Genomic DNA, 13,244 nt, shown 5'->3' on the forward strand with positions numbered 1-13,244 from the left:
TTAACGTGTAACCAGCCGGGCGCTGGCGGCAACAACCAAAAGCAGCGTGGCGATCGCGACGAAGGCGGTCGACAGGCTAAACCACTGAGAAACAAAACCGACCAATGCGGGTCCTGCCAGGATACCTGCATATCCTATTGTCGTCATAGCGGAGATCGCCAGATTCACTGGCATGACTTCCTGTTTCCCTGCTGCACTAAACAGAACGGGAACGCTGTTTGATGCGCCGAAGCCGATCAGTAAGAAGGCGGCTAGTGAAACCATGCCGTGCTGGACGCTGACTGCGAGCAGTAAACCTGCCGCGGCGCAAAGCGAACCACATAGTAATACCGACACGCTGCCAAAACGATGGACGATGCGATCGCCGCTTAACCGCCCGATAGTCATGGCGATTGAAAATATTGCGTAGCCTAAACCGGCCTGTGACGCTGGCAAACCTTGAATATGCGTCAGGAAAATGGCGCTCCAGTCGAGCACCGCGCCTTCTGTGAGAAACAATATAAAGCACAAGGCACCCAGAAACAGAACCCATCCTCGCGGTACAACAAACAGCGGCGTGCCGGACTGATGGAGGCGCTGGTTTAACAGATGCTTATGACAAGCCAAAAATAACAGAGCAATAAGCGCAGAAACCATTAGCACAGACTGGAGAGGAGGAAGGCCTAGCCACAGTAGGGCGCTAATCAGCCCTGCGCCAACGATCCCGCCTATACTAAAAAAACCGTGAAAGCCAGACATCATTGCACGCCGTGATGCTTTCTCAACTTCGACCGCCTGGATATTCATTGCCACATCGATAATGCCCATAGACGCACCGAAAATCATCAGGCCTGGCGCGAGTAACAATGGGGTGGGTGAAATAACCAACAGCGGTAATACCAGCATGATACCGAGGCCGCTACTAATAATGACGCGCTTGCAGCCATATTTTCCGACTAACATCCCCGTCAGCGGCATCGCAAGCAGAGAACCGAGCCCCAAAAACAGTAACAAACCACCTAAAGAGGCATCGCTGACATCTATACGTTCTTTCGCGTAGGGAACCAGCGGGGCCCAGGCTGACATCCCCAGTCCGGCAATGAAAAAAACCACACGGGTTGCAAGCTGCGTGGCAAATGTCTGTTCCTTAGATTGTTCTGCTTCAATACTGGTCATTTATCTGCTTAAACCCTGGGCAATTGGCCGTTCTTTTTACCACATTAGCGCCTTCCGGAGAATGGAAAACAGCGTTATGGCATGACAAACGCTTTGTTTATAGCGCGTCATTAGAAAGCGATAGAGCTTAATAACTGATAAAAACGCTATTGTTAATGTAAATCTCCTCAGAAATCCTTATTTCCGGATATATCCTGGGCTATTTGCCTCGTTCACTCTTTTACCGTGCTAAGTTTGACTGCCGTTGCGTATATCAATGCCATTGCCGCCGTCATCTGAGAGGTATTGTCCTGAGCTTACACTGTAATGTACGCACGGCGACTTAGGCCCTGTCTTTGTCCTGGATGTACTTAATGAGTGACTGTTTGAATCGGCCACGCCCTGTGATGTAAATTATTTTTGCTACAGTGCCATATTATTCAACTGAGAAAATTTGAGAGTCTCTGGAGTGAATGCAGATGTATCTAAATAAGGTAATTAACATACTGAGTTATAGAGATTATTTTTCTTCTTAAAATGAGAGTTCAAAAATATCCCTTTCCTGTTTTATTGATTTTTTTAATTAATTAAGTCCGTTGGAAACGGCTTTTTCTTGAACATTCAGGGAAGCATTCTTGAGAAGAAATGTGGTGAGGTGATGACTTATTTATTGCGAAGAGAGCAAGTTTACGATTAATGACATTTCCTGAAGAGAACTTAAAAAAAAGCCGAACCAGAGGTTCGGCGAGAATAAGGGTGAAAACATCTCATTCGGGGTGAATGAAGGTAATAATCAAATAAAATGATGATAGCGGAATCTATTTTATAGTCTGATCGCTGAATATTTTTATCATTCAGTGCTCAGGAAGGGTTTTTTGTCAACTTATTGATTTTAATATTAAATATTAATTATTTGATATTAAGTGCGCTTTTTTTAGTTCCAAATGGTGTTTAAAAGTTCCGCAAAAATTACATTTTGTAGTATCTGTCCGGTGCTTTGAAACAGTTTCGGAAATTTAGTAGCATTTTCTTTATAGATTATTACTCCCCACGTTATGACAATGGCCTTGCAGCTGAATTTTTATACATTCAGACGCAGTGGTGAATAAGGCACATAACTATAAGGCACATAACTAGAGGGTACAAAAATGAAACTTCGAGTTCTATCCCTGATGGTCCCGGCATTGATGGTAGCCGGCTCAGCCGGTGCTGCTGAGATCTATAATAAAGATGGTAATAAATTTGACCTGTTCGGTAAGGTCAATGGCCTGCACTATTTTTCTGACGACAACGGTTCTGACGGCGATCAGTCCTATGTACGTTTTGGTTTTAAAGGTGAAACACAAATCTCCGACCAGCTTACGGGTTATGGTCAGTGGGAATATGAAGCATCGCTTCATAACGCAGAGTCTGAAGGTACGGCTGATAGCCATACGCGTGTTGGCTTTGCTGGCGTGAAGTTTGGTGAGGCTGGCTCTTTTGACTATGGTCGTAATTACGGTGTGGCCTATGACATCGGTGCATGGACTGACGTTATGCCGGAGTTTGGTGGGGATACTTATGGCGCTGATAACTTTATGTTCCAGCGTGCGAATGGTGTAGCTACTTACCGTAACAGTGACTTCTTTGGCTTGGTTAATGGTTTGAATTTTGCCGTTCAGTACCAGGGTAAAAATGGTAACGGTACTGAGTCACCAAATGGTCGTGATGTTTTGGGACAAAATGGTGACGGATGGGGAATGTCGACCACTTATGATCTGGGCGAAGGCTTTGGTATTGGTGCAGCAATGTTCTCTTCAGATCGTACTAACGATCAGAACAACGCTGACGTATTGGGCAGCGGTGATAAGGCAACTGCGTATACGGGCGGTCTGAAATATGATGCCAACAACATCTATCTGGCAGCGATGTATACCCGTTCTTATAATGCTACGCGTTTTGGTAGCAGTGATTCCGATGCTTTTGGTTACGCGGATAAAGCGGATAACTGGGAACTGGTTGCTCAGTATCAATTTGATTTTGGTCTGCGTCCATCTTTGGGCTATGTCACCTCTCGGGGTACCAGCGTCCAGGGATTTGGCAAAGAGAACCTGAAACAATATATTGATATTGGCGCGACCTACTATTTCAATAAAAACATGTCTACTTATGTTGATTATGAGATCAACCTACTGGATGACAACGACTTCACCAGAGCAGCCGGTATCAGTACCGATGATATTGTAGCACTGGGCTTGGTTTATCAGTTCTAAGTGCGTGGGAGCGTAGGCCTCCTACGCTCCCAATATTACCCCCAGTGCCAGCTCTAACTGCCTGACAATTTTTTCTGCATCTTTCCCTATTTGCACCTGCACAACTGCACCATCTACCAGCATGGCGATAGTCTCCGCTGTTAACTGTTGATGGGCAGGTAAGTGTCTAGTGATTTCGCTTTGCATAGCTTGTTTATGTTGTTGCACGATTTCTAATGCTGCGGGTAATGTATCGGCCAGTTCCGTTGCAACATTGATAAATGCGCAGCCGCGAAAGCTCTCCTCCCTAAACCAGCTTAACAATGCGGCAGGCAGTGCCCGGTAGAAAGGGGCATCACACAGTGCCTGTTCCAACGTGCTTTGGAATCCATCCATCCAACGTAAATGGCGGCGACGTAAGAACGTCAGTACCAGATCGTCCTTAGCTGCAAAATGACGATAAAAGGTGACTTTTGTTACACCTGCGTTAGCGATGATTTTATCGACGCCTGTAGCACGGATGCCATTTTGATAGAACAGCTGTTGAGCGCTATTAATGATGCGTTCAGCAGCGCTGGCTTTAGGGTCAAAGGGATCAGGTAGCAGCATTTACTCTCTCACTTAAAAAAAAGTAGACAACCCTGTCTACATGAGACAGGATAATGCAAGTAGACAAACCTGTCTACTTGCTTATGGAGGTCAATATGTCTTTAGTTCCCCCGTACAATTTCGATACCGCTACACAAAAAGTCAGAATGGCGGAAGATGCGTGGAATTCACGTGATGCGAAACGTGTCGCCCAGGTTTATTCAACAGACACGCGTTGGCGAAATCGTGCAGAATTTGTCAATGGACGCGATGGGGTTGAAGGGTTTTTAACCCGTAAATGGGAAAATGAGATTGAATATCGATTAATTAAGGAGCTCTGGGCATGGCAAAATGATGTGATTGCTGTGCGTTTTGCTTATGAGTGGAAAGATGACAGCGGGAACTGGTTTCGCAGTTATGGCAATGAAAACTGGCGTTTTGGTGCCGATGGTCTAATGGTTGAGCGCTTTGCCTGCATTAACGATTTGCCGATTAAAGAGAGCGAACGCTTATTCCATTGGCCATTGGGCCGTCGTCCTGACGATCATCCAGGATTGAGTGAGCTGGGTTGCTAAGCGTCATCTTATTCAGATCCCGCTTATATTATTATTCCTCACCACTTCTGCTATCCGACTCAGGCAGTATCAGCACGTATACCGGCTTCTACGGATACTGTCTGATAGGAGATACAGCATGTCTACATCAATAGAAAATTCTCTTTGCTGCTACATTGTACGTGCTTCTGGCCCATATTCCCTGCCTCATCATGTAGTCTGAATGCCGAATATCTTCTCTGATAGTTTTGCAAGTATTCATTCAACCCAGCCTCAAACCGTCTCCGGAAGTAGCATGGCGATCGCCATATCAACATGGCGTGTAAAGCAGGAGGGAATAGGGTGGGAATCCAATCCAAACATGAGAACTAATGAAGTTACTTGCGTAAGAAGGTTACGGATGCTCTAGAGAGGTAAAAGGCCCCGTAAGCAGGGCCGTGAAAGTGAGTTATCTATGGCGTTGGCGATGAAGAGATTTAGTGCGCGATTCTTTATAATACTTATAGCCGGAAAAAATCACTAACCCGACAAGAATGATGAGGAGCGCGATATTATTCATAAGGGTCTCCTTTTCGTGAATAAAGAATACCCGCCACGCTTGACCTTATAGCGATGTTTATCATCGGCTTATCGTGAAGAGAAAGGTGCTATTCAGCCTCTGGCCGATTTCACGTTACACTCGTAGCGCGATGTAAAACCCGCGTTTTGGGTACCCTGGTCGGCTGAGATCGTTGCCTCAGAAAGATCATAGTGGCGTGCCATAGCGGCATGGTCAAGGCAGTTTTGTACACTTTACAATCGGTTAATGATTTGAATAAAGGCTTTACAAAGATTCATAAAAGGTAGGTTTATGCGGTTTATTCTATTGTGTGGTGGATTATTTCTGGCATGTTTGATGCTGGCGAGTTGTGATGAAAAAAATAATAATGTCGGCGAGCCTTTGGTGCTGGAAGGAAAAACCATGGGGACTTACTGGCGTGTGAGCCTGGCCAGCGTGGACCACGCGCGAGCGTTGGCATTGCGTACGCTAATTCAGCAACAGCTGGATGCGGATGATGGTGAATTGTCTACGTGGAAAAATAATTCTGCATTATCCCGCTTCAATCAGTATCGTGGCGATCGTCCGCAGCCCATTAGCGAAAATATGGCGGATATCATTACGCAGGCACTGCGAATTGGTAAGGAAACACAGGGAGCAATGGATATTACCGTTGGACCATTGGTCAACCTGTGGGGTTTTGGTCCGGATAAGCAACCCAATAAAATACCGCGACAAGCCGATATCGACGCAGCTCGGTCCTTAACCGGCTTACAGCACCTGAAAGTGATTCAACGCGCCGAAGGACAGTGGCTGCAAAAAGATCTGCCTGCACTGTATCTCGATCTCTCAACGGTAGGTGAAGGGTTTGCTACCGATCATCTTGCGCGCCTGATGGAGCAAGAGGGCATCAATAACTATCTGGTTTCGGTTGGTGGCGCGGTACTGACGCGAGGTAAAAACGCACAGAATAAACCCTGGCGTGTGGCGATCCAGAAACCGACTGATAAAGAAAATGCCGTAGAGGAAATTGTCGATCTCCAGGGGCATGGTATCAGTACTTCCGGGAGCTACCGGAATTATTACGAACTGGAGGGTAAGCGCCTTTCGCATGTCATCGATCCTCGCACCGGACGACCCATTGAACATAAGCTGGTTTCTGCCACCGTGATTGCTACCACCGCACTGGAAGCTGATGGCTGGGATACCGGATTAATGGTGCTGGGAACCGAGAAAGCAATGCAATTGGCGCGGCAACAAAAACTGGCGGTTTATCTGATCACGCGACAAGGTGATAGCTTTAGCCACTGGATGTCACCGCAGTTTGAGGCATTTATCCTTAAACGCAGTGAACGATGATAGTTACAGCGATATCAGGCAGGAGTTTTTTATGCTCGACCTCTTTAGCGATGAAATTCCGTGGTCGGAACCACTGGCTGAAGGCGCGGTTATACTGCGTCGTCAGGTTCGCGATGATGCAGAGACGTTGTTAAAAGTAATAAATGAGATTGCGTTACGTAATCCATTTTATCATCGCATCACACCGGGTGGGCATCGGATGTCGGTCGCAATGACTCACTGTGGGGACTTTGGCTGGTCCTCCGATGCGCAAGGATATCATTATACCGATCGTGATGTGGAGACAGGGCAGAAATGGCCGCCGATGCCCGAGTGCTTTCGGCAGCTGGCGGCAGATGCTGCGAGTCAGGCAGGGTTTCCACATTTTAATCCGGATGCCTGCCTTATTAACCGCTACGAACCCGGCACCAAACTGACATTACATCAGGATAAGGATGAACGTGACTTGCGTCAGCCGATCGTCTCAGTATCGCTTGGGCTACCTGCGGTGTTTCAATTTGGTGGTTTTGAACGTAGCGATGCGGCGCAGCGGGTATTGCTGGAACATGGTGATGTCGTTGTGTGGGGGGGACCATCGCGCTTACGTTTTCACGGTATCCTGCCGCTTAAATTCGGGGTACATCCACTGGCAGGTGCTTTTCGTTATAACATTACCTTCCGCAGAGCCCGCTAGTTCGTAAAGGGAAGGAGGTCTTCCTTGGCGCCCATTACTCGATTCTGTCTGGCGCGCTGCGCATTGCTCAAATGATGTGAGCAAAGACCTTTCGCAGCTAACGTATTTTGTTCGAAGAAATAAGCATTTTACAGTGTTTTTTCCGCAGGTTCTAATGATGCTAAGGATGAGCACAGGAGAAATGCGATGAAAAAATGTTGGCGCTATTTTATCCATGTTTTTCGACAGTCATCCTGCGGAAGGGCTGTTGATAGCTGCCGAGTTATTGAAGCTATGATACCAATGGTTGAGCTTTATGGTGTCACTGTTCATGATCTTCCCACTGCGCGCCTGGATCGTGAGCCACGCTAATTATCGATGATTAGTGTTGTGATTTCATCATTATCATGCAGAAAATAGCCATGGAAACAACGGCCTGCGGGAAAATCTTGATGTAGAGAATGGGTAAGCCGCAATATGGCTTCGTTATTATACTGGTCGATCGCAATGACCTCAGCGCTGTGGAAATCGATAAATTGTCGTAAGCCGGGGAATAGCGCTTTATACAAGCTTTCTTTAAAGGAGAAGATCAATGTGAGGGCCGCAGCAAACGATAGTCCTGACTCGATAAGCCGCTTATGTTCGTTGGGGGAAAGGATACTCTGATAAATATTTTCAGCTGTTGCTGGTGTCATCACGTGTTCTACATCGACTCCAATCAGCGTTTTGGTACGCTGAGTCGTGACGATCACCGCACGTTGATAGCAATGCGACAGAGAACCGATCACTCCCTTTGGCCATATTGGCACACGATCGCTATCATTTTTCAGTAAAAAATCTGTAATGCCACAGGTTTCTAACAGCCTGCGAGTGGCATACCGGCTGGCGAGATACTCAGCGCGACGCTTCTTTACTGCTTTTTGAAGGTGAGTCGGCACCGTAATAGCATAATCAGAGAATAGCTTTTCGTGGAAATTTGACAACGAGAAACGGATTTCAGCTATTTTGCTTTGTTGTAATTGTGGCAAATCACCGCAGCATAATGCAGTAATGAAATCAGTTTCGACAGGTGTCATTGGGCAGAGGCGAGCAAACATCGTTATCGCACGGGTGACGGGGCAGGTGCAGATTTAAGCAGGATTTGTTGCTCACTTCAACAAGAAGTGAGCAACAGTGATATACGGACAAATTTGTCGTCCTGAGACTAACGTTATGCCGCCCGACCTGTCAATCGTTGGGCGGAATACTAAAACCTTTTAACGATACAATGAAATGATGATGCCCTTTGGTAATTCTGGCACCTTTTTCACACCAGCGACTGGCAAGGCGGAAAAAGTCGTCGCTATCGATATTGTAGGCCAGTTCCACTTTATTAATCCCTGAATGCAGCAGTTCTTCGGCATCTTTATCATTTTTAGCTTTGATGGCTACCATGATACGGAGTCCTGAAATGAACAATGTTGAAATCACATCATAAGAGGTTTATGTGACATTTTTGTTGCATTTTAATGACTGAGGGGAAAGGTATGAACTACGCCACATTTCCGGCCTGCTCCGTACTATCTATAAACACACGTCAGCATCCCGGCCGTTATTGAGTCTGGAATGCGGCGTATGACAACCGGAAGCGGGATGTTCCAGCTGTCGTCACGTATTACAGTTTAATGAGTAAGCTTTACCCGCGCATACCACGTTACGTGTTATTACATAAATACGCTGGGAATAATAATTGCAGCAAAGATTGCAGCAATCAGCGAATGTTTCACCCAATAATAAAGTGTACGGTTGCGCTTCTTCATATTCTGTCCTGCATCACGGATGCTATTAACATACTTGAAGATACGATTAATAACGCCAGTATGATCGTTTTCATCATTAGGTGAACTGGCCGCAGCCATTAACGTCGTGCCTACCCAGTGGTTCACCGCCTGAGCCCAACGCCACCTCATCGGGCGTTCTATATCGCAGAAGAATATAATTCGTGTCTGCTCACTTTTATTTTGTGCCCAATGCACGTAAGTTTCGTCAAACAAAACTGCTTCGCCATCGCGCCAGCTATGTCGCTGTTGATCTACCTCGATAAAACAACGGTCATCATTCGGCGTTTGTAAGCCCAGATGATAACGAATTGAGCCAGCGTAGGGATCGCGATGCTTACCGAGATAGCTACCCGCCGGTAGTTCTGCAAACATTGCCGCTTTGATTGAGGGTATTTTACTGACTAAGTCCGTTGTGAACGGGCAAAGTTCACGTGCAGAAGGGTGAGTATCGCTGTACCACTTCAGATAGAAACGTTTCCATCCCCGTTTAAAGAACGTATTAAATCCGGCATCGTTATGCCCCTGGGCGGCTTTAATATGTCCCTGCAAACGTACCGCCTCGTCACGGATAGTTTGCCAGTTATCGGTAATAATCTGTAATTCAGGAAAATCTTTGGTATCAAAATAGGGTTGTTTTGACGGCAGCGTTGAAAATGCCGTCATAAACATATTGATCGGAGCGATGAATGTAGAGTGATCAAACAATTGGCGCGATAGCTTTTGTTTCTCTTTACCGCGCGAATGTGCATACAAAACGCTAATAATAAAAATACCAAGGATGATTGCTGCAACCATTTTCCTTCCCTTTTTCTTCCTTTCACACACAAATACACATTCCGCACGAGGCAGAATGTGGTATCAGAATTTTATCGCGGATAATGTAAAGTAAATTTTGTGTAAGCGTTTAGCTGCAAATGCGCAGCTTTCGCCTTGTCGAAGGGGCCAGGAGATTTATATGTTGGTTACGTTATTCATGATTGTGGCACCACAGATAATGAGCACCATGGCAAGGATTGCGGGTAGGTCCGGTTTCTGCTTATAGAGGAGCATAGAAAAGAGGGTGACGCCGACAATACCAAAGCCACACCACAGCGAATAAGCCACGCTAACGGGAATGGTTCTCATGGCGTGTGACAGCGCGAAATAACATACTCCGTAAGCGCAAATCACCAGCAATGAAGGTGCCAGCCTTTGAAAACCGTTGGTTTTTTTGATCATTGACGTACCAGTGATTTCTGAACCGACAGCCAGGGCCAGCCATAAAAACCCAGGGTTGAGCATCGATGCGTCCTTTAAGGTTAATTAGCGGCGTTGTCGTCAAAGGACACGGTGGTAGCATCAGATGGCAGGATCTCCGGCTCATTGCTGCCCATTTTGGAAAATAAATTTATGATAATAATACCGCAGCCGATGAAGGCCATACCAATTATTGCCGCGGGATCCGGATGCTGACCGTAGAAAACCACACCGAATGTTGAAACAAGTAAAATACCGGTTCCTGACCAAGTCGCATAAGCAAGGCCGACGGGAATATCTTTGACGGCATGCGACAGTGAATAGTAGCAGATACAGTAGAGAGCGACGATCAGCGCCAGTAACAGCGTTTTGTTCATACCGGCACTGTTATCAAACATCCGTAACGTAGAGGTAGCCGAAGTTTCTGACAGGATAACCAGTAGCATCCATAACCAACATTTTGTTTTTGAAGACATAATCTCAATTCCGGTTTTACGCTTTAACATTACTGTTGCAACATCATTGTTGGCAACATCACTGGGCTGCACGTTGTAAATTCAGGAAAACGCGAGATTATTCACTATGAATATGACAGAAAGATAACAGTAATGTCATTGGGCTATGGGATTAGCCCTGTCCGGAAAATGATGCTACCAATGCCTGGTTAATTCCTGAGCGTTCTTCGCATGTTTACAGCATGAGACGGTAGGGGAATAACCCTCATTGTCAGCAAAGTTGTCACCCCCTCTGAAAAATCAATCTGAGGGCGATGGAGTGACAGATGAAACTTATTTCCCCCGAACGAAAAGCCAGCGTGATGGCAAAACTGCTGTCGCGGTCCCGTTCGATGACGACGCAGACGCCATCCATACCAACCGCTACGGGCAATCTGAAGTAACCCGGCACATCGCGTTGATGCGAAACTCAGCCTGATGTTTATCGATGAAGACAGTCTTCACTTCAGGCGCTTCGCGAAGTATGTCGCGGCCTTTTGGAGAATGGCCAGCTCCTCTGCCTGCTCAGCCAACTGGCGTTTCAGGCGGGCATTTTCTGCGGCCAGTTCGTTTTCACGTTCGCTGGATGTCAGCTGCTGCTGCTGTTTGCTGCGCCAGTTGTAGAGCTGGGATTCATACAGGCTGAGTTCGCGGGCTGCTGCAGCAACACCGATGCATTCTGCAAGCTTCAGGGCTTCATCACGGAATTCAGGCGTGTACTGTTTACGTGACGCTTTGCTGATTTATACTGGTTTTTTCATGAGTTACCTCTGATTGAGAGTTTACTCACTTAGTCCCGTGTCCACTACTGGCGGGTAGGATCACCCTTCTAAAACAGATGGGCGTCTAACGTACAGGCAAGAGGTAAGTTTGGGGGGTAATCCCCCCGAAAAACCGGTGTGTTCATAAGTAGAATTTTCTCGTAACCTGAACCGGGGATAATTCTATGAAAAAATCACGTTTTACCGACAGCCAGATCATGGCCATTCTTAAGCTTGCCGAGGCCGGAACGCCGGTGGCTGAACTGTGCCGCGAGCATGGCATGAGCAGTGCCAGTTTCTATAAGTGGCGTTCACGCTTTGGCGGCATGGATGCCTCCATGATGACCCGCCTGAAAGAGCTGGAAGAGGAAAACCGCCGTCTCAAAAAGATGTATGCCGAAGAGCGGCTTAAAGCCGAAATCATTCAGGAAGCCATGGCAAAAAAGTGGTGAAGCCATCGTGTCGAAAGCGGATGGCACAGGATGCGGTCAGAAACCAAAGCGTCAGCATACGTTTTGCCTGCCAGCTGTTTGTCATCAGCGAAAGTTGTTATCGCTGGCAGCCTCAGCTGGATGAAGAAAACACCGTTATCGCCGACTGGCTGCTCCGTATCACTGACAGTCAACGCAACTGGGGGTTTGGTCTGTGCTTTTTGTATCTGCGTAACGTAAAAGGCTTTAAATTCAACCACAAAAGAGTTTATCGCATTTACTGCGAATTGTCGCTGAACATGCGGATCAAGCCGAAAAAACGACTGAAACGGGATAAATCCGAACCTCTGGCGGTGCCTGGAAGCAGCAATGAATGCTGGTCGATGGACTTCATGCATGAGCAATTGTCGGACGGCTGTTCAGTCCGTTTACTGAATATTATTGACGACTTTAATCGTGAGGCACTGGCCATTGAGGTGGATTTTTCTCTGCCTGCAAATCGGGTGGTAAGGACTCTCGAGCAACTCATTGAATGGAAAGGTAAACTGGCAGCAATACGCTGTGATAACGGGCCAGAATATACAGGAAAAATACTGACGTCATGGGCAACTCAGCAGAATATCACGCTGCGTTTTATTCAACCCGGCAAACCTCAACAGAATGCCTATATTGAACGATATAACCGGACAGTGCGTTATGACTGGCTGGGTCAGCATATATTTTCATCGCTGGGCGAATTGCAGGACTATGCCACACGATGGCAATGGTTTTATAATCACGAACGACCGAATATGGCACTGAATGGCTTCACACCGATGCAACATATTCAACGTATGAACTGATTCTACTTATCACCTCCGTTAAAAATGGGGGGACTACCATCCGACTTAAAGCGCCTACCTGCGCTTTGCGCTGGCTACTACCGAAACTGGAGCAAATGCATCCTGATTTACATGTTTCCCTTACCACGACCACTGACCACAGCAGTCAGTTAGAGAATTATGATGTCGTCATTGTGTATGGCAATCCGCAGGAAAAAGGATATACGCTATTTGAAGAAGCACTGACACCGGTTATTTCAGCTGACCTGCTGGAGTAGGAACATCTGACGCTGGCTGAACTATCACGATTTACGTTTTTGCACCCGACAGGTGACAGTACTGACTGGAATTTATGGCTTAATACGAAGGAAATTCAAGTGGACATGAAGCGGAACCAGCACTTTGACACCATGGATCTGGCCATTAGTGCCGCTATTCAGGGATTTTGCATCACAGTCGCGGATGTTAATCTCATCCAGGCGGATGTCGCAATGAAACGGTTAGTCGCACCTTTCGATTATCAGGTGAAAACAGGGGCAGTGTACAGCCTGTTACGGCGTGAACAGCAAGAGACGCCCCCTCTTCTGCCTGAGCTGGTGACCTGGCTGTGCCAGAGATAAGCGTT

The 13,244-nt window shown here is 46.8% G+C and carries 14 protein-coding genes and 1 pseudogene; 7 read left to right on the top strand and 8 right to left on the bottom strand.

Going from position 1 to position 13,244, the window contains the following annotated elements; all coding sequences use genetic code 11:
* Positions 1-1,155, bottom strand: a complete 1,155-nt coding sequence (locus tag J1C60_RS06125; RefSeq protein WP_128178755.1) for an MFS transporter — start codon at positions 1,153-1,155, stop codon at positions 1-3.
* A gap of 1,127 nt (positions 1,156-2,282) precedes the next feature.
* Between J1C60_RS06125 and ompC the strand changes: the two genes are divergently transcribed.
* Positions 2,283-3,386, top strand: a complete 1,104-nt coding sequence (ompC, locus tag J1C60_RS06130; RefSeq protein WP_128178756.1) for a porin OmpC — start codon at positions 2,283-2,285, stop codon at positions 3,384-3,386.
* Between the two features lie 21 nt (positions 3,387-3,407).
* Here the strand turns inward: ompC and J1C60_RS06135 are convergent, their stop codons facing one another.
* A complete protein-coding gene (locus J1C60_RS06135; protein ID WP_128178757.1) occupies positions 3,408-3,974 on the bottom strand; it encodes a TetR/AcrR family transcriptional regulator in 567 nt (188 codons plus the stop codon).
* 95 nt (positions 3,975-4,069) lie between these two features.
* Between J1C60_RS06135 and J1C60_RS06140 the strand changes: the two genes are divergently transcribed.
* The 3 genes from J1C60_RS06140 to alkB all read left to right on the top strand — a co-directional run bounded on the left by J1C60_RS06140 (position 4,070) and on the right by alkB (position 7,077).
* A complete protein-coding gene (locus J1C60_RS06140) occupies positions 4,070-4,528 on the top strand; it encodes a nuclear transport factor 2 family protein (protein ID WP_128178758.1) in 459 nt (152 codons plus the stop codon).
* An 829-nt stretch (positions 4,529-5,357) separates the two neighbouring features.
* Positions 5,358-6,404: an FAD:protein FMN transferase ApbE gene (gene apbE, locus J1C60_RS06145; protein ID WP_128178759.1), complete on the top strand. Its 1,047-nt coding sequence runs from the start codon at positions 5,358-5,360 to the stop codon at positions 6,402-6,404.
* 31 nt (positions 6,405-6,435) lie between these two features.
* A complete protein-coding gene (gene alkB / locus J1C60_RS06150) occupies positions 6,436-7,077 on the top strand; it encodes a DNA oxidative demethylase AlkB (RefSeq protein ID WP_128178760.1) in 642 nt (213 codons plus the stop codon).
* A gap of 347 nt (positions 7,078-7,424) precedes the next feature.
* On the opposite strand, the gene J1C60_RS06155 is transcribed toward alkB, so the two are convergent.
* From J1C60_RS06155 to J1C60_RS06180, 6 genes and pseudogenes are all read right to left on the bottom strand, one after another.
* Positions 7,425-8,153, bottom strand: coding sequence for a 4'-phosphopantetheinyl transferase family protein (locus J1C60_RS06155; RefSeq protein ID WP_128178761.1), 729 nt, complete (start codon positions 8,151-8,153; stop codon positions 7,425-7,427).
* Positions 8,154-8,283: 130 nt separating this feature from the next.
* Positions 8,284-8,490, bottom strand: a complete 207-nt coding sequence (locus J1C60_RS06160) for a hypothetical protein (protein ID WP_128178762.1) — start codon at positions 8,488-8,490, stop codon at positions 8,284-8,286.
* A gap of 269 nt (positions 8,491-8,759) precedes the next feature.
* On the bottom strand, positions 8,760-9,671 hold the full coding sequence (lpxO, locus tag J1C60_RS06165) for a lipid A hydroxylase LpxO (RefSeq protein WP_128178763.1): 912 nt from the start codon (positions 9,669-9,671) through the stop codon (positions 8,760-8,762).
* Between the two features lie 156 nt (positions 9,672-9,827).
* Positions 9,828-10,157 (bottom strand): DMT family transporter, encoded by a 330-nt coding sequence (locus tag J1C60_RS06170; RefSeq protein WP_128178764.1) that lies wholly within the window; start codon positions 10,155-10,157, stop codon positions 9,828-9,830.
* A gap of 17 nt (positions 10,158-10,174) precedes the next feature.
* Entirely contained in the window at positions 10,175-10,588 is a 414-nt protein-coding gene (locus J1C60_RS06175) for a DMT family transporter (protein ID WP_128178765.1), read from the bottom strand.
* 347 nt (positions 10,589-10,935) lie between these two features.
* Positions 10,936-11,349: pseudogene (locus J1C60_RS06180) on the bottom strand (transposase); the annotation flags it as partial.
* Positions 11,350-11,552: 203 nt separating this feature from the next.
* On the opposite strand from J1C60_RS06180, the gene J1C60_RS06185 reads away from it, so the two are divergent.
* From J1C60_RS06185 to J1C60_RS06195, 3 genes are all read left to right on the top strand, one after another.
* A protein-coding gene (locus J1C60_RS06185; RefSeq protein ID WP_128178766.1) for an IS3 family transposase occupies positions 11,553-12,640 on the top strand; the annotation gives its coding sequence in 2 pieces (ribosomal slippage) (positions 11,553-11,805 and positions 11,805-12,640; 1,089 coding nt in all).
* A gap of 95 nt (positions 12,641-12,735) precedes the next feature.
* Positions 12,736-12,897, top strand: a complete 162-nt coding sequence (locus tag J1C60_RS06190; protein ID WP_235859176.1) for a type 2 periplasmic-binding domain-containing protein — start codon at positions 12,736-12,738, stop codon at positions 12,895-12,897.
* A 12-nt stretch (positions 12,898-12,909) separates the two neighbouring features.
* Positions 12,910-13,239, top strand: coding sequence for a LysR substrate-binding domain-containing protein (locus J1C60_RS06195; protein WP_259393862.1), 330 nt, complete (start codon positions 12,910-12,912; stop codon positions 13,237-13,239).
* The last annotated feature ends 5 nt before the right edge of the window (positions 13,240-13,244 follow it).

Origin of the sequence: [Pantoea] beijingensis (assembly GCF_022647505.1) — a bacterium.
GTDB lineage: Bacteria > Pseudomonadota > Gammaproteobacteria > Enterobacterales > Enterobacteriaceae > Erwinia > Erwinia beijingensis.